Raw genomic sequence first — 23,606 nt, 5'->3', positions numbered from 1 at the left:
GCCCCTTACTAATCTTTTAGTGGTTTCCACCATTCCTTATTCTTTTCATACCATTTCACCGTCTCTTGTAATCCTTGTTGAAATGTATATTTCGGTTCCCAATCAAATTCATTCTTCATTTTCTCTGCATCAATCGCATAACGACGATCGTGCCCTAAACGATCTGTAACATATTCAATATCTTTTTTTGTTTTTCCTAAAAGAGTAATAATTTGTTCCACAACTTCTACATTTGTTTTTTCATTATTTCCACCTATATTATATACTTCTCCTACACGTCCCTTATGCAGAACAACGTCAATCGCACTGCAATGATCCGTTACATGTAACCAATCTCTTACATTTAAACCATCACCATATAACGGTAATTTTTTTCCTTCCAGTGCATTCGTAACCATTAATGGAATTAATTTTTCGGGATACTGGTACGGCCCATAATTGTTAGAACAACGCGTTACTATAACTGGTAATTGATATGTTTTATAGTAAGATAGAGCTATCATGTCCGCGCTCGCCTTACTTGAAGAATATGGACTATTTGGAGCTAACGGCGTTGTCTCTATGAACTTCCCTGTTTTTCCTAAAGAACCATACACTTCATCTGTTGACACTTGCACAAGTTTTATATGCGAATATTTTTTAACTAGTTCTAATAAAGTGACCGTCCCAATTACATTTGTATCATAAAAAGGAATCGGATTTTCAATACTACGGTCCACATGTGATTCAGCTGCAAAATTTACAATCACTTGTACGTCTCGCTCTTTTATGATGTGTTCTAATAGCTCTCCATTTTGAATTTCTCCTTTTACAAAAGAGTAATTCGGGTGATCCTGAAGAGATTTTACATTATTTAAATTCCCGCTATATGTTAATGCATCGTAATTAATAATTTTATATGTTTCATAACTTTGTAGCATGTAATGAACGAAATTACTTCCAATAAATCCAGCCCCACCTGTTACTAATATATTCATAAACAACTCTCCTACTTAAAAACTATCTTCATATTCCTCTAGTAATGGCAATATCCGGTCCTTATCGGACAATATGGGATCTGTTACCGGCCAAGGAATTGCTAAATCTTTATCTTCCCAAAGTAATCCAGAGTCATGCTCTGCACTATAATATTCATCTACTTTATACATAACGATAGTATGCGGGACAAGCGTGCAAAAACCATGGGCAAATCCTTTTGGCACTAGTAATTGCCGATGGTTATCTGCACTTAAAATATACCCTTTCCATTGTTTAAATGTTGGTGATTTTTTTCGCAAATCAACGATAACATCATAAATTGCTCCTTGCATAACTTGAATGAGTTTCGTTTGTGCTTTCGGTTTTTTTTGAAAGTGTAGCCCCCGTATCGTTCCTGCCTTAACCGAATAAGATACGTTATCCTGTACAAATGAATACGTAATCCCTAATGTTTCTAGCACCTGCTTATTATAGCTCTCTGAAAAAAAGCCACGCTCATCTCCAAATAACCTCGGTTCTAACAATTTTGCATCGGTAAAATTTGTTTCTATAACTTTCATATTCTCACCTATTCTCCGTTAAACTGTTTCCCAAAGTTAATATCCTGTGCTAACGTATTCGCCTTTTGAAGAGAAGCATGAGTTCCAGCATCAGTCCACCAACCGCTCATTTCATTATAAGTAAGTACCCCTCGTTTTAAATACCAATTATTTATATCTGTAATTTCAAGTTCTCCCCGTGCAGAAGGTTTTAATTCTTTTATATAAGAAAAGACTTTCGAATCATACAAATAAATTCCCGTAACAGCATAAGAACTTTTCGGCTCTTTCGGCTTTTCTTCAATTTCAACTATTTTTCGGTTTTGAATATGTGCTACGCCAAATCTTTCGGGATCTTCTACAGATTGCAATAGTACTTTCGCACCTTCTTTTTGATTTGCAAACTCTTCAACATACGGAAGAATATCATCTGAGAAAATATTATCCCCCAATATAACTACCATACGATCATTCCCGACGAAATCTTCACAAAGCCCTAACGCCTGTGCGATACCGCCCGCTTTATCTTGCACACGATACGTAAAGGACACGCCAAATTCATGACCACTCCCTAAGAAGCTAACAACATCCCCCATATGCTCTTTACCTGTAATAATCATAATATCTGTAATATCGCATTGTTTTAGTTTATATACCGCATGATAAATCATCGGATACCGCCCAACAGGAAGTAAATGTTTATTCGTTACTTTCGTTATTGGATATAATCTCGACCCAGTACCACCTGCTAAAATAATTCCTTTCACTCTGCATCTCTCCTTTATGATGGAGATAATATATCTTTGTAATGTTCTACAAACACTTTCCGGTACTTCTCATATGTATCCGCATCAAACTCATCCCCGTTGTAATGAATACACCATAAATTTGCTTGATTTGGGATACCGATTAAATAACCAGCCCTTTGAAATTCTAAAGATTGTGACACATCATAAAAGTGAAACCCTTGAAATAAATCTTCTCGCCACGGAATATCATACTGCGTTGCCATAAATAAACCATCAATTGCCTGAACTGACAAAAATGGTTGATTACCATAAAAAACCTGATCCAAATTTAATAATTGATAATTCCGTCTTCTATATTCAATCACTTTCCCTACTAAATTTTTCCCTTCCCACCATATCCCGTTATTCGGTAAAAACTGAGCCCCAGCGACCCCTATTAAACCAAGCTTTTCATTTTCTTCAAAAAGAGATATAAGTGTATAAAACATATCTCGATTAATAAGATATGTATCTTGATGTATATACACTTTGTATTTCGCTGGATATGAAAGGGCTCGGTTATATGCACTTGCCATACTTTGTGCATCTCGTATCGGAAAAATTTGTACAGCGTAACCAGGGGGAACAAAAATGTTTCTTATTTGGCTCTCACATTGTTTAAAAAGCTCCTCATTATTTACACAAACAACGACTAATATTGTATGATCTTTCATTTTTGTCCCCCCTTTATTCTTCCTTATTTACATCTGCCATATAGTGTTCTACAAATATTTTTCGATACTTTTCATAGTTCGTCATATTCACATCAAAATGATAATGGATGCACCAAGCATCGCGCTGTACAGGTACACCGACTGTATATCCTGCTTTTTTAAATTCAAATGATTGAGATACATCATAAAAATCAAATCCGTCAAATAAGTCTTCTCGCCACGGAACATCATATTGTGTCGCCATTAATAAACCGTCAATACATTCTACAGGAATAAATGTTTTTGATTCATGATACGGTTGTTCTAAACTTGCCATATAAAACAAATCATTCATATAACCAATGACCTTTCCTACAATTCCACGCCCTTCGTTCCATACACCAGTTGGAGGAACATATTGCGCTCCAACCATCCCAATCATACCAAGGTGTTCATGTTCCTCAAATAATTGAAGTAATCCATATAAAAAAGCTCTATTTATAATAAAAACATCTTGATGTAAATACACTTTATACTTCGCTGGATGCGAAATAGCTTGATTGTATCCACTCGTCATACTTTTCGCATTTCGAATCGGCATAAATTGAACAATATACCCTGGAGGTACTAACAATTGCAATATATGTCGCACGCAGTTTGCATACAATTTCCGATCATTTATACATGTAACAAATAATATTGTTTTGTCTGCAGCACTCATAATTGTGATTTTTCAGCTTCAATAATATACTGAAATACAACTGTCTCAGCCATGAAGCCACTTCCAAGACGATATTTTTTACAAATTCCATACAACTCCTCAATAAGCGGCTCATACATTTTATGATCAACATATACACGATCTACTTTACTAATAACATATCCTGCTTTTAAAAACATTCTTAGCATTTCATTAAATGTAAAGAAACGAATATGTGTTTTATCTAATAAACCATATTCTGTATACGTCCAATTTCCGGCAAGTAAGGGCGCTAATACTGAAATATGAGCAACGTTTGGTATACTTGCTAAAATCACACCATTTTGCTTTATATATGGCTTAACCTTTTCAATCACAGCCCATGGATCAAATAAATGCTCTAATACATCTCCAAATAGGATGCAATCAAATTGCCCCTCCTCATAAGGAAGATCTATTTTTTCTATATCCCCTAAAATAACATGATCTAGTATTTCTTTCGCTTTTTCTGCAGCCTCTGGAAATGCCTCAATTCCTGATACACGTGTACCGTTTTCTTTAATAGCTGCTCCCAATGCACCGCTCGAGCAACCAATATCAAGAACTTCTTTCCATTCCTTTTTTATATGCTTTAATAAATTCGGATTCGCTGCATTATAATAATGCTCGGATTTTTCTTCATATAAAGAACTTTTTTCGCGATTCATTTCACACACTCCTTATGCAAATTGAATTAGAAATATAAATCTCATATGAATTCTATAAAGTGTAGTTTTTGTTCATCCCCCACTGATTATTAGCCCGCAAATAGCAGTATAAAAATTTTTATCTATATTGGTTACGTTACTGATACTCTAATATATAACCAATCTATTAGAGTTAGAATAACGATAAATCATTTCTAAAAAAACGAAACCTATTACGCTTTATATGGTTTATCAAAAACTCCCCGAAAATATTTACGGTTATATTCAATTGCAGCATTATTCGGAACATAAGAAGCTGCTAATTCATTGTAATAATATGCTTTATCCTGCTCTCCTAACCTGCTATAACAAATACACATTTGTAAATAGGGTAGCCATGTGTAGCTAGCTGGACTATGGAAAGGACTTTCCGTTGCCATTGGTACTTCCGTTGCAAGTTTAAACCAAAATATCGCTTCATTATATTTTTCTTGTTCCATATATATATATCCTATTCTTGTACAATTCTCTCCTCTAGGGACGTCATACCGAAACGACTTCACACAAGATTCAATTGCCTTCTCCCACATTCCGAGCTTCGCATAGCAATCTCCTAACTTACCACATGCATAAATTTTTTCTTCATACCATCCTTCGTCCTGATTAAGAAATGTTTCATAAAGAAGAACTGCATCATCATATTTTTGGTTATCCATAGATTCATTTGCGTAATAAAATAAATCCCTTGGACTCAATTCTTCCCCTGCAGCTACAGTGTTTTGAAAAATTCTCAAATTACGATCTGTTACTTTTTTTTCTTTTTTATGCGTAATAGCAACATTACTACTAAAAACCTCACCAGAAATAGCTAAATACTCGTGAACCTTTCCAAACCATTGAAATTGTTTTTCACGTTTTACAAGTCGATTTCTTTTTGTACAATATAAAGGTTTCCCGTTAGAATCCATTGCAAGGTGATAAGGCATCGAAACGGCATCAATTTTAGGATCTAATTCTCTTTTTAAAAGTTTCAACGCTTCTTGAGCATCTTCTAATAATACGTCATCTGCATCTAGCCACAATATATACTCTTGCGTCGCTTTTGAAAAAGAAAAATTTCTTGCTGCTGCAAAGTCATCCATCCACTGGAAATCATATATGTTAGAAGTGTATTTCTCTACGATTTCTTTCGTTCGATCGACGGAACCTGTATCAACTACTATAATTTCATCCACAATTTTTTCAACTGTGTCTAAACAACGGGCTATTGTCTCCTCTTCATCTCGAACAATCATACATAAACTAATTGTAATTCCTTGCTTGTTCAACATAATCACCCTCTTCCAAATCAATCATATGTTATACCTATACTAAACTTTCCATTTTTTTAAATTGTTCAAGTAGTTTAAGATTTCTTTTCAATAATTCAAATGTCCGTGTCATTTTCTTTCGGTTTTGCATCTACTATATAATGAACGCTTTATGGAGGTGAATTTATGTCAAATAATAATTATTCAAATGGATTAAATCCCGATGAATCTTTATCAGCTAGTGCATTTGACCCTAATCTTGTAGGACCTACATTACCACCGATACCACCGTTTACCCTTCCGACTGGGCCGACCGGGCCGACTGGACCGACCGGACCTACAGGGCCGACTGTACCTACGGGGCCAACTGGACCTACGGGACCAACTGGTGACACTGGGGCTACTGGACCTACGGGGCCGACTGGTGACACTGGGGCTACTGGACCTACGGGGCCGACTGGTGACACTGGGGCTACTGGACCTACGGGGCCGACTGGTGACACTGGAGCTACTGGACCTACGGGGCCGACTGGTGACACTGGAGCTACTGGACCTACGGGGCCGACTGGTGACACTGGGGCTACTGGACTTACGGGGCCGACTGGTGACACTGGAGCTACTGGACCGACTGGGGCTACTGGACCTACGGGGGCGACTGGACCGACTGGACCAACTGGACCATCCGGACTAGGACTTCCAGCAGGACTATACGCATTTAACTCCGGTGGGATTTCTTTAGATCTAGGAATTAATGATCCAGTACCATTTAATACTGTTGGATCTCAGTTTGGTACAGCAATTTCTCAATTAGATGCTGATACTTTCGTAATTAGTGAAACTGGATTCTATAAAATTACTGTTATCGCTAATACTGCAACAGCAAGTCTATTAGGAGGTCTTACAATCCAAGTGAATGGAGTACCTGTACCAGGTACTGGATCAAGTTTAATCTCACTCGGAGCACCTATCGTTATTCAAGCAATTACGCAAATTACGACAACTCCATCATTAGTTGAAGTAATTGTTACAGGGCTTGGGCTATCATTAGCTCTTGGCACGAGTGCATCTATTATTATTGAAAAAGTTGCTTAATTTTTTACTTAGCAGTAAAACTGATATCAGTTTTACTGCTTTTTCAATTTCAAATTCAATCATGAAACATTCAGTACCTACATAATCATATTGTTGTATGACATTTTGCAGGAGGCACAAATATGGAAAGTAAATCTGCTGTTCAGCTTTATCTCGAATTGCTAAAGAAGACAATTTTATTTGAAATATGGTTAGAATATGAGGCATACTTACCCGCATCTCTACATATTTCGAAAGAACTAGAATTCGAACCAGTTACAGTCCCTCTCCCTTTATTCATTAAGCAATATGCCGAAAACCATAACTTAAAAATTGTAAAACCAAATGTCTCAAAAAGTGAACGTCATGATGGAATGGATTGGCCAAGAGCAGCACATAGCATGATTGGTCGAGAACGTATGAACCAATTACAAGAGGCGATGGAAACCGTTGTTCGTGAAAATATAGAAGGTGATTTTATTGAAACAGGTGTATGGCGCGGAGGATCATGCATTTTTATGAATGGGTTTTTACAAGCAAACAACATTACGGATCGTAATGTGTGGGTCGCAGATTCATTTGAAGGTTTGCCAGCACCGAATCTAGAACAATATCCAAAAGATTACGGTGATTATTTACACACATTCGATTACTTACGCGTCTCTTTAGAACAAGTACAAGAGAATTTCAAAAAATATGATTTACTAAATGATCAAGTGAAATTTTTAAAAGGTTGGTTTAAAGATACTTTACCAACAGCACCAATTGAAAAAATAGCAATTGCACGGCTTGATGGTGATATGTACGAATCCACCATGGATGGTCTCATGAACTTATATGATAAAGTTTCTAAAGGTGGCTATATAATTATCGATGACTACGGGCTACCACCATGCGCTGAGGCTGTGACAGACTTTAGAAAGCAACGAAATTTAAAAGCCCCTATTACTAAAATTGATGTATTTGGCGTTTATTGGAGAAAAGAATAAAAAGATTTAATCTATAGGAGATCCCATTTTCACTCATCCTTCTCTCACTTCTAACCCAACAAAATATTTTTTCGGAATCTCCTTACATATAACAATTGTTTTCCTGTCTTCTCTCACTACAAATTGAAAATTTCATTAATAGAGTTACTGCATATTCTCACACAAGAAAGGGGTATACTCATGAGCGAATTTAACAAAGAAATGACTTTACTCCCCCCTCCTGAACTCGTCCAATATGTAGGTGGCGACTTCAAAAAGGTTGGAAAAGAGTTCCTAAAGCATTTTATTCAAATTGGCGCTTTAAAATCAAATGAAAAAGTATTGGATGTAGGCTGCGGCGTCGGCCGAATGGCTGTACCATTAATGAATTACTTAAATGATGATGGAGCGTATTATGGATTTGATTTGTTTAAAGATGGAATTACTTGGTGTCAAAATAACATTTCAACTATGCGTAATAATTTTCACTTTGAACATGTTGACATATACAATCAATTCTATAATCCGGAAGGAAAAGAAGATGCCTCTCAATATCGTTTTCCCTATGAAGACGGAACATTCGATTTTATCTTTTTAACTTCTGTATTTACGCATCTTCTCCCAAAAGAATTAGAACATTACGTATCTGAAATTGTACGTGTATTAAAAAAAGACGGGAGATGTTTCATTACATTCTTTCTTATAAACCCTGAATCGTCTTATTATTTAAATGCAGGACAAAGTACATTAGGTTTTTATCATCGAATTGAAAATTGCTACGTTGTAAATAAAGATATTCCGAATTTCGCAGTTGCTTATCCGGAGACAGATATTTGCAATTTATTGAATAAGTACGACCTAGAAATAATCAATAAGCCGCATTACGGCTTATGGTGCGGCAGACATGAATATACAAGTTACCAAGATATTGTTCTTACAAAAAAAAGCTTCTGAAAGGAAGTTATGTATGATGAATGAAAAAAATCCACCTCTCGTTTCCATCCTTATTCCCACTTATAATCGGCCTCATTATTTCAAAATTGCTCTAGAAAGTGCATTGGCACAAACTTATTCAAATATTGAAATCATCATCGGAGATGATAGTACAAATGATGAAACAGCAACTTTAATACGCGAACAATACTTACCAAATTATAAAAATATAACATATATTCGAAATACCCCTACTCTAGGACAATTTCACAATGACCTTATGCTCATAGAAAAATCAAATGGTGAGTATATAAACTTTTTAATGGACGATGACGTGTTTTATAAGCATAAAATACAAAAAATGATGGCCTATTTTGAGCAAGATTCCAATAAAAATCTTGCTCTTGTTACTTCTTATCGAGTACGTATTGATGATTATGGAAATCTAATAGGTGATTCCCACCCAACACAAAGGTTATATAGTGAAGACACCCCATTAAACGGGATATTTTTAGGTAATTGGATGTTAAAGGGCGGGCACAACATTATCGGTGAGCCTACGACTACTTTGTTTCGAAAAAAATTACTCACTGAACCTTTTGGCACCCTTAAAGAGCGACAATATTCTTGTAGTGTTGATATGGCCTCATGGATTTCTTTACTTTCTAAAGGAAATGCAATATACATTTCTGAGCCTTTAAGTCAATTTCGCTACCATGCTGGACAACAAATACACAATAAGCTCCTTCAAGGTTGTGAAGATTTCACACACCTTGTTATAACAGCAAAAGAATATGGCTTTTTACAAAATACTATGGACTATAGAGCAGCTCTACTTAGTGCTTACCAATGGTGTAAAAGTTCCTTAAAATACTATCTTCATCAACTAGATATTTTTCCTGACGCACATGTACGTCTTTCCCATTGTTTGGATATAATTATTAAAGAGTTAAACAATTAAACTACTCTGCAAAATTAAAAGTGTATGGACTATATGTGAATCATTCGTATAGTTCATACATTCTTTCTCATACTATAAAGTGAAACTTTAATCAGCCCTCACCAATCGGGCTTTTACGGGCAGTTGATCCCCCACCTAACTTCTTCGCTTTCCCTGAATTTTGAGGTGGGGGTCTTACTGCCCATTAATGCGGGATAAAATCCATTACTATAAAGAGCAGTAGAAAGGAATACCTACATTGAAAGATCCAAATTCTCAATATCAAATAGACTACTTATTACTATTTATTTTATTTGCCATTGGGATTGTTAGTTGTTGTGCTATTGCAAGTGCACAAGCCTCTTTACCTCCATTTTTACAAAACGTCAATTTTGTACTAAAGCAAATCCAATGGTATTTCATTGGATTTATAGCCATTGGTGTTATTATGATTATCGACTTCGATCGTTATCAAAAAATTGCTTGGTATTTATACAGCTTTGCAATGGTACTACTTATTGGACTAGAACTTCAAGTACCAGGTGCCGTTACAATTAAAGGCGCTACCGCTTGGTACAGGCTCCCAGGTACCGGAAATTTTCAGCCTTCTGAAATTATGAAATTGTTTTTAATTATCGTCATTGGACGAATTATAGCAAATCATAATGAGAAATATTTTTCCCAAACGATACATGACGATTTTTTATTACTTGGAAAAATATTTGCGACAAGCTTGCCACCACTACTACTTATTGCAAAAGAACCAGATTTAGGAAACACAATGGTCATTTCAGCGATGCTTGCAGCAATGATACTAGTTTCTGGCATACGATGGCGTTTTATTTTCGGATTAGTTTCAGCTACTTTCGTGGCTGGATCTACATTAATATATATTTTTTTTACTCACACAGATTTTTTTAAAGCACACATTTTAAAAGAATATCAATTAAATCGCTTCTACGGATGGTTAGCACCTTACAAATATGATGCACAAGGCTATCAATTAAGACAAGCATTCTTAGCGACTGGATCCGGAGAAATGCAAGGAAAAGGATGGGAAAATGGACAAGTATATTTTCCAGAACCCCATACAGATTTTATTTTCACTAATGTCGCTGAACAATTTGGATTTCTAGGCGCAAGTGTCATTATTTCACTTTTTTTCTTACTCATTTTCCGAATGATTCATATCGCTTTAGAAAGTAATGACCCTTTCGGTAGTTACATTTGCGCTGGTACAATCGGAATGTTTACTTTCCAAGTATTTCAAAATATCGGGATGACAATTGGATTACTTCCCATTACAGGGATAACATTACCTCTTATGAGCTACGGAGGCAGTTCACTACTTACATACATGATTGCGATTGGATTCATTTTAAATGTTCGCTCAAGAACGAAAATCTTTATATTTAAATGAACAACATAAAACCGCTATATTTTTATCTCTATCCTTTTTTAGATATACTAATGAAAAATACGATGGAGGTTTAAATATGAAATATGACATTATAGGAGATATTCATGGATGCTTCCAAGAGTTTCAAAATTTAACGGAGAAGCTAGGATATAACTGGAGTAGCGGTCTACCAGTTCACCCTGACCAACGTAAACTTGCATTCGTTGGCGATATTACAGACCGTGGTCCTCATTCATTACGTATGATTGAAATTGTATGGGAACTTGTCATACATAAAAAAGAAGCTTATTACGCTCCTGGAAATCACTGTAATAAACTATATCGATTTTTCCTTGGGCGTAATGTAACAGTCGCTCACGGACTTGAAACAACTGTTGCTGAATATGAGGCACTTCCTTCTCATAAGCAAAATATTATAAAAGAAAAGTTTATCACTCTTTATGAACAATCACCGCTCTACCACATACTAGATGAAAAAAGAGTAATCGTATGTCACGCTGGAATTCGGCAAGATTACATAGGAAGACAAGATAAAAAAGTACAAACCTTTGTATTATATGGCGATATTACAGGAGAAAAGCATGCCGATGGCTCACCTGTCCGTCGCGATTGGGCACAAGAATACAAGGGACAAGCTTGGATTGTATATGGACATACACCAGTGGCAGAACCTCGATTCATCAATCAGACAGTCAATATTGATACTGGCGCTGTATTTGGTGGCAAATTAACCGGATTACGTTATCCTGAAATGGAGACTATCTCTGTCCCTTCTTCTTTACCTTTTGTCGCCGAGAAATTCCGTCCAATTTCATAACTACCTTACTTAGCGAAAGATTATCGTATTATTTAAGCAGATTTCATATAAAACTAGGTAAAGTAATTAAAAAAAGATGCAATAAAGTGCATCTTTTTTTAATTCCCCTACATATAATGTCGCAGGAGGTGACAGAATGAAGAAAAAATCTTCTAAACAAAAAAGAAAATTTTCCCCTTTATATCTGCCCATGTACGGAATTAACAACTGGTGTAGTATTCGGGCTGCAGCGATAGAAGAACTGGAAGAACAAGAGTCATCAAAAAAAAGCAAAGTAAAACCAACATATGTCTCTTTAGAAAATGCTGTGATGAGCCGCATAATCGATCGCAGAAAAATAAAGATGCAACAAAAAAATAAACAGCTTTCAAATCAAGATGAACAGATACTACATTCTAACCAAACAGAAGAAAAGACGGAAGAAAATATTTCTGTAGCAGTGAATAAAGAAGTGGAACCAGAAATTCCAGCTGCTATTATAAACAAAGTAAAAAAAATAAAAGAAGCATTAGCTTCATCGAATGATATACAAATTGAAAAACCGCTCATAATTGAGACACCTACACCTGAAAATACAAAAGTTAAAAGAGGCGGCCGATATGCATATGCGGAAGGGCTTCACTCTCATGCAGAGGGCATGGCAGCACATGCGGAAGGCTTATTAACACATGCAAAAGGTTCTTTCTCTCATGCAGAAGGATCAAACTCAAAAGCAACTGGACATAGTTCGCATAGTGAGGGAAGTGAAACGACAGCAGGCGGCTCTTATTCTCATGCAGAGGGTAAACAGACGATCGCTTTAGGCGAAGCAGCACACGCAGAAGGAACCGCAACTATCGCTAACGGATCCTCTTCTCATGCGGAAGGTCATCATACATCAACAGCTCATTTTGCAGGTAGCCATATTATGGGGCGCTTCGGCACTGCAGAAGAAGCTTATTCTTGGTTTATTGCAAATGGTGTAAACGACACCGACCATAATATCGGTGCTAAATGGCTTGCCCATAATGGAGAAATGTACATTGAGGGCGCGTCTTACAATGCAAGCGGAACAGATTTTGCACAAATGTTTGAAACAGAAGATCCTACCCCTATTGATGTCGGTTATTTCGTTACATTTAGTAGCGAAGAAAAAATTCGGTTAGCTACTTCACACGATTCATTCATTTTAGGAATATCTAGTGCAACCCCTGCTCTTATAGGAAATAGCGGGGCTTTAAGTTGGCAAAAACGTTATAAAACAGATAACTTTGGAAAACGTCAATATGTATGGACGGAAACAGAAGAAATACAACCTCTTTTAAATACAGAATGGGATCCAACTTGCAAATATGTAGCAAGAAAAGATCGCGCCGAATGGCTTCCTGTCGGATTAATTGGACAAATGTTAGTACGTGATGACGGCACTTGCGAAGCACATGGATATTGTCGTCCAAATGACAATGGCATTGCTACAAAAGCCGAAAGTGGATTTTTCGTCATAAAGCGTACGGGTGAAAACCAAATTTTAATATTATTCCGCTAAGAAAAAAGGGAACAAAATTCTTTATAATATAAGAATTTTGTTCCCTTTTTAAGTATGCCGCAACACTTCTTGCATATCGCTTGGAAGCTTTATAGTAAAAGACATCTCTTTCTCTAAAATAGGATGATAAAACGTCAAAGATTTACTATGAAGTGCTTGCCGCTTCATTTCATCCCTTCTCCCTCCATATAAGCTATCACCAAGTAATGGATGTCCTATATGAGCCATATGCACACGAATTTGATGCGTTCTTCCTGTTTCAAGCTCAAGCGCTACATGTGTCTTATGATATGTACTATCAATTACTTTAAAATGAGTAACTGCCCTTTGTCCATCCTCACAAACCGTTCGCTCAATAATGCTATCAGATTTTCGACCAATTGGTGCATCAATCATTCCTTCTCGTTCTACAATCTTTCCGTGAACAATTGCTTCATACGTTCGTTTCACAGCTTTTTGTTGATGCTGCTTCGATAAAAGATGATGCACAAAACGATTTTTTGCAATAAGCATAAGCCCCGAAGTATCACGATCTAACCGTGTTACAATGTGCACTGTACTTGCAAGATGCTGCTTATCATAATGAGATAAAAGCGCATTAGCAACACTCCCTGTCGGATGTTCTCTAGACGGAATTGTTGACATGTTCGCCTCTTTATTAATGATAAGAACCGCATCATCTTCATATACAATGTATAAAGGGATATCTTCTGCCATCATCCCTTCACTTCTTTCCTCCACTGGAAAAAAGATACGTAATTCTTCACTAGCGCGCAGCTGATGACGAACACTCGCATGTTGCCCATTTACTTCAATCGCCCCGCCGTGAAACTTTATATCCGTTAAAGCGGCTTTAGAAATACCTTTCGTTTTCAAAAATTCCCTAACTAAAGTTCCCTCTTCAGCCAGCCCTATATCCCATTTCAATGTAAATCTGTTCAAATATATAACCCTTTCTATTTATCTGCAACAAACGAGTCACGAACTCGTTTCCAGAACGGGAACGGGCGGAAACGAACAAATCGTACTTTCTCGTTTGCGACGCGATACTGGATTGATTTCACATCTTGATGAACCATCGTTAAATGATCCACTGTAATTTGTAAGTTCATTCCCGCAGCTGGCTTTAACACACATGTATGATGCTTCGGCAATACAAGTGGCGATCCTACAGTACGAAATACACGATTGTTAATGGACGCCATTTCTGCAATTTGAATCGCTTCAATAGATGGGTGAATAATTGCTCCGCCAAGCGCTTTATTATACGCGGTACTGCCTGAAGGAGTAGAGATACAAAGGCCGTCTCCGCGGAATGTTTCAAAATATTCTCCGCGTATTTCTACTTCTGTTACTAATGTACCTTCTGCACTTTTTACAGTCGCCTCATTCATCGCTAAATACTGTGACTCTTTACTTCCATTCACATAGCGAATAATTACTTCTAAAAGCGGATATTCCACCACTTGGAATGGTGTTTTCGCAATCGCAATTACTAATTTCTCTACTTCTGTCGGTAACCAATCTGCATAGAAACCTAAATGTCCTGTATGTACACCAACAAATGCTGTTTCATCCAATCGATTATAATAACGATGAAACGCATATAAAAGCGTTCCATCTCCCCCAACAGAAATTACAATATCGGGTTCCTGTTCATCCATTATAAATCCAAAATCTAGCAAGTACTCTTTCATCGTGCTTGCCAGTGTATCTGATGATTGATCTCCCTTTGACATAATTGTAAATTTCATCGCCCAACACCCTTTAGTTTATGATTCGGAATCTTTCGTTTCTTGCTTTCTTGAAAAAGCCTTTTGCGCTTCTTGAATTTCAAGACGAATAGAAGACATTTCTTCATCTAATAAAAACGCCGCTTCAGCTGCACGTTGCAAGCGTATTTTAATATCTTCAGGAAAACGTCCACTATATTTATAATTTAAAGAATGCTCAATTGTTGCCCAAAAGTTCATTGCTAGCGTGCGTATTTGGATTTCTACCAATACTTTTTGTTCACCCTGAATCGTTTGAACAGGATAACTAATGACAACATGATAAGAACGATAACCGCTATCTTTCTTTTGCGTGACATAATCACGTTCTTCCACGATTTCAAAGTCATTTCGTTTTCGAAGATATTCTACAACAGGCTTAATCTCATCAACAAATTGACACATCATTCTAAGCCCAGCAATATCCTGCATATCTTCTCTCAATCGGTCTAACGGTACATTTCTCTTCTCCGCTTTATCAATAATACTTGCAACCGACTTTACCCTTCCTGTTACAAACTCAATTGGAGAATGCTCTGTTAACATTGCAAATTGAGTACGCATTCCTTTTAGTTTCACTTTCAGCTCTGCCACCGCTTGGTGGTAAGGTGCTAAAAATTCTTCCCAATTTCGATTCATTTCAACCACCACCAAAATCAATCCATTTGCTTATAGAAATACTTTTTCTACAGCAGTTACTAGTTCTTCTCCGTAATTTGCATTACCTTCAATATTTTCAACTAAATATTCTACTTCTTCTTTTAATCCTTCTAATTCCATTTCAATGTCATTCACGCGAACGAACATAACCACATCGTTATTCATCGCTTCATGCATTGCTTCCCAGCATGTGTGCGGAATACTTACATAAATGAAAGATGATTCGTTTTCTAAGATATATAAAAATGATAAATTGTCTGAGTCTACAAGTACGTGATTACGCGCACTTAACTCTTTTACCTCTATTTCACTATTTTCCGCACAAAAAATAAGAGCATTCTCTCTCTTTTCTACGCTCTTAACTTGGATTTTATTTTGCATGCTCTAACTCCTCCATCTCAACTTCCTGTCTTACTTAACAGTATTATTGTATCATAACATGGACGCAAACAAATAAAACATTGAACCAAATTTATGAAAAAGCGATAATGTGTAAAGAATTATTTTTCAAAAGGAGATTATACAATGACACAAGAAATTGAAATTGAATTCAAAAATATCGTTACAAAAGAAGAATTCGATACATTATGTAAATCGTTTTCTATTGAAGCATTTACAAAACAAGTGAATCACTACTTTGAAACACCTGACTTCTCGTTAAAAGAAGCTGGCTCTGCACTTCGTATTCGTCATAAAGGAGAAACTTATACGTTAACGTTGAAACAACCTGCAGAAATCGGTTTATTAGAAACGCATCAAGTCGTAACAGAATACGAAGCAAAAATGATGATGGAAACAAACACAATCATTCAAGGAGCAGTAGTAGATCAATTACATAAATTACAAATTCCTGTTTCCGCTTTAACATATATGGGTAGTTTAACAACAGAAAGAGCAGAAACATTATTTAAAGGCGGAACGCTTGTCTTTGATCATAGTTTCTATTACAATCACGATGATTATGAAATTGAATTTGAAGTGCAAGATGAAGAAACAGGAAAAGCTGCATTTATTCATTTATTAACGCAACATAACATACCTGTTCGTCATACAAATAACAAAGTAAAACGCTTTTTTCTTGCCAAACAAAACAAAGCACGCTAAAGTGAAAATTCCACTAGTGAATATGTTTCACTAGTGGATACATCTCACTAAAAAAGTTTACACCCGTAGAATAAGCAAAGAATCTTTGAGAAAGCTGTTTATTTGCCCTCTCGAACATTCCATTGCTACAATAGATATACATTTCATGGAAAAAGGAGTTTATAAAGGATGAGCAAGCAACCGATGACACCATTTGAAGCAATTGGCGGTGAACAATGCATTGCAATATTAGTAGATACATTTTATTCCTACGTCAGTAAACACCCTGACTTATCTCCCATCTTCCCGGAAGATTTAACAGAAACCGCTAGGAAGCAGAAGCAATTTTTAACACAATATTTAGGTGGTCCTAATTTGTACACTGAAGAACATGGTCATCCTATGTTAAGAGCACGCCATCTCCCGTTTGAGATTACTCCAAAACGAGCAGAAGCTTGGCTATCATGTATGGAACAAGCAATGGATGATACTGAAGTGCATGGTCATATAAGAGAGTTTGTTTTTGAACGTTTAGCATTAACCGCTCAACACATGGTTAATACTCCAAACGAAACAGGTGAAGTGTAATGGATAAGCAGGAAGCAAAGCATATAAATATGCCATCTCCTTCCGCATGCGAGCATAAGTCTGTAGAAGCATATTTATTTATTGATCCACTTTGTAAAGATTGCTGGGAAATTGAGCCTTTTATTATTAAACTATGGCTTGAATACGGAAAATACTTCTCTATTCGTCATATCGTAACAGGAAAAGTGGATGGAACGAACGCTTCCTCACACAAATGGAATAAACCTGCTAATATTCGATTTGTGTGGGAAAAGACAACAAGTTTACAAGGTTTTTCATGTGATGGAAAGGTACATATGCAAGAAGCATCGTCAACACCATATTTAGTTTCGATGGCAATTAAGGCAGCGGAGTTGCAAGGCCGAAAAGCAGGTTCGAAGTTTTTGCGAAAACTCCAAGAATACATCTTCCTTGAAAATGTATCAAACCCTGACTGCGAACTATTACTTGCATGTGCGAAAGATAGCAATATTGATGTAGAAGAATTTAAAAAAGACCTACATTCTGCTAGTGCAAAAAAAGCTTTCCAATGTGACTTGAAATTCACGAATGAGATGCATATTACAGAAATACCCTCCCTCGTCTTTTTTCATGCGAACTCAGATGAAGAAGGTATTAAAATTGCTGGAAATTATTCCTACGATGTATACGTACAATTATTGAAAGAACTTGTAAAATGTGAAATTGAGCCAGAACCATTACCACCTTTAGAAGTGTTACTAGAAGCCACACAATTTATATCTTCAAAAGAAGTAGCATTTATTTATAACTGTCCGCAACAAGAAATTGAGCGCGAACTAAAAAAATTACAACTGAAACGAAAAGTGCAAATGATTGAAGTAAAATGCCAACGTTATTGGAAATGGATAGCAAAAGAAAAAGACCTGGTGTAAACACCAGGTCTTCTTCTTTACGGCTTATAAAAATATTAAAGGGGATGGGAGAAATTTTCACGTTCAAACAAAGGGGTATATGTTTGTATGTGAATTCGTTCACGCTTATTATATTACAAGATTCGACGTCAAATGACAACCCCTTTTGTCGATTTTCACACTTTTGTCACATTCTAAACGTTTTCATTTTTGAATAAGCTATAAAAAAGGTCATTTAGGGGGTTTATTTATGAAAAAATCTTATATTGCTCTTCTCTTTCTAGCTGTCATCGTTTCTTTTTTCTTGTACATCCTCTCTCTACTACAAGCTTTTCCTAAAATTATTGCCTTACCTCTTTTATTCGGAATCATCGTTATCACACTCTCTTATTTCAATTATAAAAAACGATTCAAAGGGTTTTAATTTCAAAAGTCAGCCGTAAAGCTATCCTTTCAGTTAGAAAAAACAAAGAAATCCACCCTTCTCTTCGACAAATATCGACATTGAATCTATTCAACAAAAAAGACGAGGATACAATCCCTCGTCTTTTTTCATTACTTTTCTTCAAATAATAATGCTTCTAATTCATTTAATCTCTCTTCAAATACTTGTAGCGCCTCTTTTACTGGTTCAGGAGATGCCATATCTACTCCTGCTTTTTTCAACACTTCAATTGGATAATCAGAGCTTCCTGCTTTTAAGAACTCGTTAATATAGCGTTCTACTGCTGGTTGTCCTTCTTCTAAAATCTGTTTAGATAGAGCGGTCGCTGCACTAAATCCTGTTGCGTATTGATATACGTAATAGTTGTAGTAGAAGTGTGGAATACGAGACCATTCTAAACCAATCTCTTCGTCGATTACTAAAGCGTCACCGAAATATTTCTTATTTAAATCATAGTAGATTTCCGTTAGCATATCTGGCGTAACAGCATGTCCTTCTTGTACTTTCTTATGAATAGTATGTTCAAACTCTGCAAACATCGTTTGACGGAATACAGTACCACGGAATCCTTCTAAATAATGATTTAATAAATATAGACGCTCTTTCTTATCTTCTGTCGTTTTTAATAAATAATCATTTAGAAGCGCTTCATTACAAGTAGATGCCACTTCTGCTACGAAGATGGAATAATCACCATATACGTGCGGTTGTGTCTTTCTTGTATAGTAACTATGCACCGAATGACCAAACTCATGAGCAAGTGTAAATAAATTATTTACATTATCATGCCAGTTCATTAAAATATACGGATTTGTTCCATATGCACCAGATGAATATGCCCCGCTTCGTTTTCCTTTATTCTCATACACATCTACCCAGCGATTTTCATATGCTTCTTTCAAAATACCAACATATTCATCACCAAGTACGTTTAAAGATTTTAATAAAAGGTCTTGCGCTTCTTCGTATTTCACATTCATTTTCACTTCTGGTACAAGTGGTGTATATAAATCATACATATGAAGCTCATCAAGTCCTAATGCACGCTTACGAATATCGATGTAACGGTGTAATAAATGTAAGTTATCATTTACCGTTTCAACGAGTTGATCGTATACTGCTTCCGGAATATTATTATTGCTCAGTGCAGCTTGGCGAGCAGAATCGTATTTACGAACACGCGCATTGAAATTATTACGTTTTACTGCTCCACTTAACGTACTTGCGAATGTGTTTTTAAATTTTCCGTACGTTTCATATACAGCTTTAAATGCATCTTCGCGAACACGACGATCATCACTTTCTAAAAACTGAATGTAACGACCATGTGTAATTTCTATTTCTTCTCCGTCTTCACCTTTAATAGATGGGAATTTTAAATCCGCGTTATTCAACATACCGAATGTATTGCTTGATGAACTCATTACTTCAGATGCTTCCGCTAATAAAGCTTCTTCAGCTTCTGATAATACGTGCGGGCGTTGACGTGTAATTTCTTCTAATGCATGTTCATATACACTTAAATCTCTATTTTCCTTCAAAAATGTTTGCAGTGTATCTTCTGAAATAGATAAAATTTCAGGCACAATATACGCTGTGCCACTAGATACTTGTGAATATAAATTTGTTGCGCGATCATTTAATGCTTGATACACAGAGTTTGTTGTATCTTGATCGTAACGCATATGAGCATATGTATAGAGCTTACCTAATCGCATTGAAATTTCATCTTCATATTGCAATGTCTCAAGTAAATTGTCCGCAGAATCACCAAGTTTCCCTTTAAATTCAGTTAACTTCGGTAATAGCTCCTTAATAGCTTGGAATTCTTTTTCCCATTCTGCATCTGTTTGGAAAATATCTTCTAATCGCCACGTACTTGCTTCTTCAATCTCATTGCGATCTGGTAATGTTTTCGCTTTGTTTTGTTCAGACATTCTTTAAGCCCTCCTTTAAATATCTCTACTTAAGTACAATTCGTTTTTTTCTTATGTAATTCCTTCACAATCAGTCTTTATTATATCCCCTTTTCCTTCTCTCATGTTGTACTTTTCCTCAAATAAAGATAAGGCATACGCTAAACAAGTTTCATCATATTTCATAACTTCCTCCTCTGTTTTTAACATAACGATCCCCCTTATTTTCCGGTACTTATAAGCCTCCACTTTACGTAATACACCTGTATAACATAAAAATGTCATATATTCAGTAACTGCTACTTTCCATATATGCTTTGAAAAGTACGGGAGCATACGCCTTTTCGTATACTTTTTTACATAACTACACACATATTGAATAGAAATACAATCCCCTACCGCAAGCTCACCTATACACTTCATATATAGAAATGCTTGCCATATAAATGGATTTGTTTGAAAAGCAAATGAGGATGGGAGCGGCACACCAATTTCAGAAGGAAAATTTGCTGGGGTACATTTACATTGATATAAAAAGCGTAATAGTGACTTATAATTATAATTCCAAATAGGCAAAGCATTTTTTCGAAAATAGTCCTTTCGTTGCTTCCATTCTCGGTCTAATATTTCTTTTTGGAAAGGAACAGAGGAAAAGAGTAGTTCAAAAGTAGTCGTTTCAGTTGGTAAATATATAGTATGTGAGAAAGAGACGCTTGTAGAAAATGAAGTAAGAAACGCGCATTTCATAAATGATTTTTGTTTGGAACAGAAGAAAATAAGAAATGGTTGAGGATAAGATTGTAAGGAGAAAGCCATAAGTGAGGAGAATTTCATCCAATATGCAGATTGCTTTTTCAATTGATTTCCACCAATGATCCAAATGACCTGTATACCCGCTCGCCAATACGAATATGTTCGTTTGTACAGCTGCTCTATAGAAAGGTTTGCGCATTGGTATTCAATCGCAATTTTTCTCCCTGCTCTCTCTATAAAAATATCTGGCCGTTGCTGAATCTCTGGCATATAACGCTCTATATCTACATGAAAGTTTTGACGTTTGAACCATTTATATAACAATTCTTTACCGTGCCTATGATACATAGATTCCGCTTCATAAAAGGCAAGACATGAATCCACTTTTTTATGAGCAAAATGCCAACTTTTTTGTTTCCCTAATTTCATTTGTACTTCCTTTCCACAAGCTACACAAAAGAATCGTTCCTGTTGACGCATACGGCGCAAAAGCTCTTCATTACAATTGTAGAGTAAATGAATTTTTTCTCCGTTTTCTCTTTTAGCGATAAATATCGTAATCACACCCTTTCAGCTCCTTATATTCTACAATTTGTTACAAATTCCTTTAAAAAAGAGATGTCCCAATTTCGGACATCTCTTTTTATAATAAAGGCGATAATAACCGGTACGTTGATTCAACAATTCGTCTATGAAGACGCCTTTTATGAAAACGATCGACGTGAATTTCACTGGATTCTTCTAAATCGTCTTTAAAATCTTGAACAAGCTTTCGAATGCTATCTGTATCATATAAAAAGGCATTTACTTCAAAATTTAAATGAAAACTTCTCATATCCATATTAGCTGTCCCAATTGAAGCTAAATCAGAATCGACAATGACAACTTTACTATGGAGAAAACCTTTTTCATACTCATATATCTTTACCCCTGCATCTAAAAGCTCTGGGAAATACGATCTCGATGCGTAAAAGACAGTACGCTTATCAGGCTTACTCGGCATTAACAAACGAACATCGATACCAGCAAGTGCAGCAACCTTTAATGCGGATAAAATATCATCATCCGGAATGAAATACGGCGTTGCAATCCAAATGGATTTCCGCGCAGAAGCAATCATTGCGAAATATAAATGCTTAATTGTTTCCCACTTATTATCCGGTCCACCTGCAACGAGCTGCACGCCTCCCCAATGTTCCCCCTCAACTGCTTTCGCTTGTAAATATTCAGGGGCTAGCACAGCCTCACCAGTCATATAAAACCAATCTTGAAGGAAAATAAGCTGCAAACTTTGTACAGCTTCACCACGCAAATATAAATGTGTGTCTCGCCAAAAGCCGAAGTACTTATCCTTGCCTAAATATTCATCACCAATATTTAATCCACCTACAAATCCTTCATTTCCATCAATAATAACGATTTTTCGGTGGTTTCGATAATTAATCTTATCGTTTAAAATCGGAAAGCGCACAGGGAAGAACGGAATCATTTCGACACCTGCATCGTTTAATTCTTCAATATACGATTTTGATAATTTAAAACTTCCAACCGCATCATATAAAAAACGAACGACTACGCCCTCTTTTGATTTTTGTATTAAAATATCTTTAATTTCTGTTCCAAGCTTATCATCACGCACAATGTAATATTCCATATGAATGTGATGTTTCGCTCGTTTTAATCCATCTAAAATGGCCTGAAACGTTTCATCTCCATTTGTTAATGTTCTCGTTTCAGTTTGAAATGAAATATTTAAAGCGCCTAAGCGATCCGCTAAACGAAATAATAGCTCTTGATGCTTATGATTGCGCAAAATCCGTTCTTCGTAATCTTCATGCCCTTTATATTGTAAAAACGCCTGTTCATCAAGTAAAGCCTTCTTTTGGAACATTCTTTTTCTCCGAAAATTTTGTCCAAATAATAAATAAGCAAAGAAGCCAAATACCGGAAAAATACCTAACACAATTAACCATGTAAGTGTTTTTGACGGATGACGGTTCTCTAAGAAAATAACGCAGCCAATTAAAAACGCAGATACTGTAAATAAAATACTAATAATACCTAAAATCGAAACATCTTTTATCCCAATCACATCCGAATAAAATGCTACATCAATAAACATACGTAGTGAAACAAATAATGCGAACAATAGAAAAACAAAGAAAATCAACTTTAACGTATTTTTCATC

At 36.0% G+C, this 23,606-nt stretch carries 25 protein-coding genes; 11 read left to right on the top strand and 14 right to left on the bottom strand.

Features of this window, described 5'->3' with window-relative positions; all coding sequences use genetic code 11:
• Positions 1 to 8: 8 nt before the first annotated feature.
• From rfbB to ACTFRH_RS02570, 7 genes are all read right to left on the bottom strand, one after another.
• Entirely contained in the window at positions 9 to 977 is a 969-nt protein-coding gene (rfbB, locus tag ACTFRH_RS02600; protein WP_001024167.1) for a dTDP-glucose 4,6-dehydratase, read from the bottom strand.
• 15 nt (positions 978 to 992) lie between these two features.
• Positions 993 to 1,538: a dTDP-4-dehydrorhamnose 3,5-epimerase gene (gene rfbC / locus ACTFRH_RS02595; protein WP_000864167.1), complete on the bottom strand. Its 546-nt coding sequence runs from the start codon at positions 1,536 to 1,538 to the stop codon at positions 993 to 995.
• Positions 1,539 to 1,546: 8 nt separating this feature from the next.
• On the bottom strand, positions 1,547 to 2,284 hold the full coding sequence (locus ACTFRH_RS02590; protein ID WP_000676158.1) for a sugar phosphate nucleotidyltransferase: 738 nt from the start codon (positions 2,282 to 2,284) through the stop codon (positions 1,547 to 1,549).
• Positions 2,285 to 2,298: 14 nt separating this feature from the next.
• On the bottom strand, positions 2,299 to 2,979 hold the full coding sequence (locus ACTFRH_RS02585) for a glycosyltransferase family protein (RefSeq protein ID WP_000651519.1): 681 nt from the start codon (positions 2,977 to 2,979) through the stop codon (positions 2,299 to 2,301).
• A 13-nt stretch (positions 2,980 to 2,992) separates the two neighbouring features.
• Positions 2,993 to 3,679 (bottom strand): glycosyltransferase family protein, encoded by a 687-nt coding sequence (locus ACTFRH_RS02580; protein WP_001271182.1) that lies wholly within the window; start codon positions 3,677 to 3,679, stop codon positions 2,993 to 2,995.
• The gene (locus tag ACTFRH_RS02575; RefSeq protein WP_001078429.1) at positions 3,676 to 4,365 is read right to left on the bottom strand and encodes a class I SAM-dependent methyltransferase; all 690 of its coding nucleotides are present in this window, start codon (positions 4,363 to 4,365) and stop codon (positions 3,676 to 3,678) included. The genes ACTFRH_RS02580 and ACTFRH_RS02575 overlap by 4 nt, the downstream gene beginning before the upstream one ends.
• 212 nt (positions 4,366 to 4,577) lie before the next feature.
• On the bottom strand, positions 4,578 to 5,675 hold the full coding sequence (locus tag ACTFRH_RS02570) for a glycosyltransferase (protein ID WP_000932910.1): 1,098 nt from the start codon (positions 5,673 to 5,675) through the stop codon (positions 4,578 to 4,580).
• A 165-nt stretch (positions 5,676 to 5,840) separates the two neighbouring features.
• Here ACTFRH_RS02570 and ACTFRH_RS02565 point away from each other — a divergent pair, with 165 nt between their 5' ends.
• The 7 genes from ACTFRH_RS02565 (at position 5,841) to ACTFRH_RS02535 (ending at position 13,328) form a co-directional block, all read left to right on the top strand.
• The gene (locus ACTFRH_RS02565; protein WP_440048772.1) at positions 5,841 to 6,746 is read left to right on the top strand and encodes a BclA C-terminal domain-containing protein; all 906 of its coding nucleotides are present in this window, start codon (positions 5,841 to 5,843) and stop codon (positions 6,744 to 6,746) included.
• Positions 6,747 to 6,868: 122 nt separating this feature from the next.
• On the top strand, positions 6,869 to 7,714 hold the full coding sequence (locus tag ACTFRH_RS02560) for a TylF/MycF family methyltransferase (protein WP_000444379.1): 846 nt from the start codon (positions 6,869 to 6,871) through the stop codon (positions 7,712 to 7,714).
• 180 nt (positions 7,715 to 7,894) lie between these two features.
• Complete coding sequence (locus tag ACTFRH_RS02555) at positions 7,895 to 8,647, top strand: class I SAM-dependent methyltransferase (RefSeq protein WP_001288764.1); 753 nt, start codon at positions 7,895 to 7,897, stop codon at positions 8,645 to 8,647.
• 13 nt (positions 8,648 to 8,660) lie between these two features.
• Entirely contained in the window at positions 8,661 to 9,587 is a 927-nt protein-coding gene (locus ACTFRH_RS02550; RefSeq protein WP_002163893.1) for a glycosyltransferase family 2 protein, read from the top strand.
• 238 nt (positions 9,588 to 9,825) lie between these two features.
• On the top strand, positions 9,826 to 10,986 hold the full coding sequence (locus ACTFRH_RS02545; protein WP_000654689.1) for an FtsW/RodA/SpoVE family cell cycle protein: 1,161 nt from the start codon (positions 9,826 to 9,828) through the stop codon (positions 10,984 to 10,986).
• A 76-nt stretch (positions 10,987 to 11,062) separates the two neighbouring features.
• Positions 11,063 to 11,803, top strand: coding sequence for a bis(5'-nucleosyl)-tetraphosphatase PrpE (gene prpE, locus ACTFRH_RS02540; protein ID WP_000872696.1), 741 nt, complete (start codon positions 11,063 to 11,065; stop codon positions 11,801 to 11,803).
• Positions 11,804 to 11,939: 136 nt separating this feature from the next.
• Positions 11,940 to 13,328: a peptidase G2 autoproteolytic cleavage domain-containing protein gene (locus ACTFRH_RS02535; RefSeq protein WP_000730522.1), complete on the top strand. Its 1,389-nt coding sequence runs from the start codon at positions 11,940 to 11,942 to the stop codon at positions 13,326 to 13,328.
• Positions 13,329 to 13,376: 48 nt separating this feature from the next.
• Here the strand turns inward: ACTFRH_RS02535 and ACTFRH_RS02530 are convergent, their stop codons facing one another.
• Genes ACTFRH_RS02530 through ACTFRH_RS02515 form a run of 4 tightly spaced genes read right to left on the bottom strand, consistent with a single transcriptional unit; the run spans position 13,377 to position 16,141 of the window.
• Positions 13,377 to 14,270, bottom strand: a complete 894-nt coding sequence (locus ACTFRH_RS02530; protein WP_001079125.1) for an RluA family pseudouridine synthase — start codon at positions 14,268 to 14,270, stop codon at positions 13,377 to 13,379.
• A 14-nt stretch (positions 14,271 to 14,284) separates the two neighbouring features.
• Positions 14,285 to 15,082: an NAD kinase gene (locus ACTFRH_RS02525; RefSeq protein ID WP_000673195.1), complete on the bottom strand. Its 798-nt coding sequence runs from the start codon at positions 15,080 to 15,082 to the stop codon at positions 14,285 to 14,287.
• 18 nt (positions 15,083 to 15,100) lie between these two features.
• Positions 15,101 to 15,739 (bottom strand): GTP pyrophosphokinase, encoded by a 639-nt coding sequence (locus ACTFRH_RS02520; RefSeq protein WP_001081482.1) that lies wholly within the window; start codon positions 15,737 to 15,739, stop codon positions 15,101 to 15,103.
• A gap of 30 nt (positions 15,740 to 15,769) precedes the next feature.
• Entirely contained in the window at positions 15,770 to 16,141 is a 372-nt protein-coding gene (locus ACTFRH_RS02515) for a hypothetical protein (RefSeq protein ID WP_001180003.1), read from the bottom strand.
• Between the two features lie 144 nt (positions 16,142 to 16,285).
• On the opposite strand from ACTFRH_RS02515, the gene ACTFRH_RS02510 reads away from it, so the two are divergent.
• The 4 genes from ACTFRH_RS02510 to ACTFRH_RS02495 all read left to right on the top strand — a co-directional run bounded on the left by ACTFRH_RS02510 (position 16,286) and on the right by ACTFRH_RS02495 (position 18,727).
• The gene (locus ACTFRH_RS02510) at positions 16,286 to 16,864 is read left to right on the top strand and encodes a CYTH domain-containing protein (RefSeq protein WP_000191124.1); all 579 of its coding nucleotides are present in this window, start codon (positions 16,286 to 16,288) and stop codon (positions 16,862 to 16,864) included.
• Between the two features lie 168 nt (positions 16,865 to 17,032).
• A complete protein-coding gene (locus ACTFRH_RS02505; RefSeq protein WP_000043384.1) occupies positions 17,033 to 17,431 on the top strand; it encodes a globin domain-containing protein in 399 nt (132 codons plus the stop codon).
• Positions 17,431 to 18,324, top strand: coding sequence for a ClpXP adapter SpxH family protein (locus ACTFRH_RS02500; RefSeq protein ID WP_000360646.1), 894 nt, complete (start codon positions 17,431 to 17,433; stop codon positions 18,322 to 18,324). Before ACTFRH_RS02505 ends, ACTFRH_RS02500 begins: the two co-directional genes overlap by 1 nt.
• A gap of 229 nt (positions 18,325 to 18,553) precedes the next feature.
• A complete protein-coding gene (locus ACTFRH_RS02495) occupies positions 18,554 to 18,727 on the top strand; it encodes a hypothetical protein (protein ID WP_000750355.1) in 174 nt (57 codons plus the stop codon).
• Between the two features lie 131 nt (positions 18,728 to 18,858).
• Here the strand turns inward: ACTFRH_RS02495 and pepF are convergent, their stop codons facing one another.
• The 3 genes from pepF to ACTFRH_RS02480 form a co-directional block, all read right to left on the bottom strand.
• The gene (gene pepF / locus ACTFRH_RS02490) at positions 18,859 to 20,685 is read right to left on the bottom strand and encodes an oligoendopeptidase F (protein ID WP_000003360.1); all 1,827 of its coding nucleotides are present in this window, start codon (positions 20,683 to 20,685) and stop codon (positions 18,859 to 18,861) included.
• Between the two features lie 51 nt (positions 20,686 to 20,736).
• Positions 20,737 to 21,981 carry a competence protein CoiA gene (locus ACTFRH_RS02485; protein ID WP_000628321.1) on the bottom strand — a complete coding sequence of 415 codons (1,245 nt, stop codon included), beginning with the start codon at positions 21,979 to 21,981 and terminating at the stop codon, positions 20,737 to 20,739.
• 79 nt (positions 21,982 to 22,060) lie between these two features.
• Positions 22,061 to 23,605, bottom strand: a complete 1,545-nt coding sequence (locus ACTFRH_RS02480) for a cardiolipin synthase (protein WP_000799199.1) — start codon at positions 23,603 to 23,605, stop codon at positions 22,061 to 22,063.
• Between the last annotated feature and the right edge of the window lies 1 nt (position 23,606).

This window comes from Bacillus cereus group sp. MYBK216-1 (assembly GCF_051916495.1).
Taxonomy (GTDB): domain Bacteria; phylum Bacillota; class Bacilli; order Bacillales; family Bacillaceae_G; genus Bacillus_A; species Bacillus_A thuringiensis_K.
This window is presented reverse-complemented; position numbering and strand designations above follow the sequence as displayed.

Bases quoted from the DNA above. Each gene is read 5' to 3' on its own strand.
- ACTFRH_RS02510 (WP_000191124.1), top strand. From the start codon at position 16,286: ATGACACAAGAAATTGAAATTGAATTCAAAAATATCGTTACAAAAGAA.
- pepF (WP_000003360.1), bottom strand. From the start codon at position 20,685: ATGTCTGAACAAAACAAAGCGAAAACATTACCAGATCGCAATGAGATT.
- ACTFRH_RS02570 (WP_000932910.1), bottom strand. From the start codon at position 5,675: ATGTTGAACAAGCAAGGAATTACAATTAGTTTATGTATGATTGTTCGA.
- ACTFRH_RS02505 (WP_000043384.1), top strand. From the start codon at position 17,033: ATGAGCAAGCAACCGATGACACCATTTGAAGCAATTGGCGGTGAACAA.
- rfbB (WP_001024167.1), bottom strand. From the start codon at position 977: ATGAATATATTAGTAACAGGTGGGGCTGGATTTATTGGAAGTAATTTC.
- ACTFRH_RS02515 (WP_001180003.1), bottom strand. From the start codon at position 16,141: ATGCAAAATAAAATCCAAGTTAAGAGCGTAGAAAAGAGAGAGAATGCT.
- ACTFRH_RS02565 (WP_440048772.1), top strand. From the start codon at position 5,841: ATGTCAAATAATAATTATTCAAATGGATTAAATCCCGATGAATCTTTA.
- prpE (WP_000872696.1), top strand. From the start codon at position 11,063: ATGAAATATGACATTATAGGAGATATTCATGGATGCTTCCAAGAGTTT.
- ACTFRH_RS02525 (WP_000673195.1), bottom strand. From the start codon at position 15,082: ATGAAATTTACAATTATGTCAAAGGGAGATCAATCATCAGATACACTG.
- ACTFRH_RS02550 (WP_002163893.1), top strand. From the start codon at position 8,661: ATGATGAATGAAAAAAATCCACCTCTCGTTTCCATCCTTATTCCCACT.
- ACTFRH_RS02560 (WP_000444379.1), top strand. From the start codon at position 6,869: ATGGAAAGTAAATCTGCTGTTCAGCTTTATCTCGAATTGCTAAAGAAG.
- ACTFRH_RS02575 (WP_001078429.1), bottom strand. From the start codon at position 4,365: ATGAATCGCGAAAAAAGTTCTTTATATGAAGAAAAATCCGAGCATTAT.
- ACTFRH_RS02580 (WP_001271182.1), bottom strand. From the start codon at position 3,679: ATGAGTGCTGCAGACAAAACAATATTATTTGTTACATGTATAAATGAT.
- ACTFRH_RS02480 (WP_000799199.1), bottom strand. From the start codon at position 23,605: ATGAAAAATACGTTAAAGTTGATTTTCTTTGTTTTTCTATTGTTCGCA.
- ACTFRH_RS02495 (WP_000750355.1), top strand. From the start codon at position 18,554: ATGAAAAAATCTTATATTGCTCTTCTCTTTCTAGCTGTCATCGTTTCT.
- ACTFRH_RS02555 (WP_001288764.1), top strand. From the start codon at position 7,895: ATGAGCGAATTTAACAAAGAAATGACTTTACTCCCCCCTCCTGAACTC.
- ACTFRH_RS02585 (WP_000651519.1), bottom strand. From the start codon at position 2,979: ATGAAAGATCATACAATATTAGTCGTTGTTTGTGTAAATAATGAGGAG.
- ACTFRH_RS02520 (WP_001081482.1), bottom strand. From the start codon at position 15,739: ATGAATCGAAATTGGGAAGAATTTTTAGCACCTTACCACCAAGCGGTG.
- rfbC (WP_000864167.1), bottom strand. From the start codon at position 1,538: ATGAAAGTTATAGAAACAAATTTTACCGATGCAAAATTGTTAGAACCG.
- ACTFRH_RS02535 (WP_000730522.1), top strand. From the start codon at position 11,940: ATGAAGAAAAAATCTTCTAAACAAAAAAGAAAATTTTCCCCTTTATAT.
- ACTFRH_RS02500 (WP_000360646.1), top strand. From the start codon at position 17,431: ATGGATAAGCAGGAAGCAAAGCATATAAATATGCCATCTCCTTCCGCA.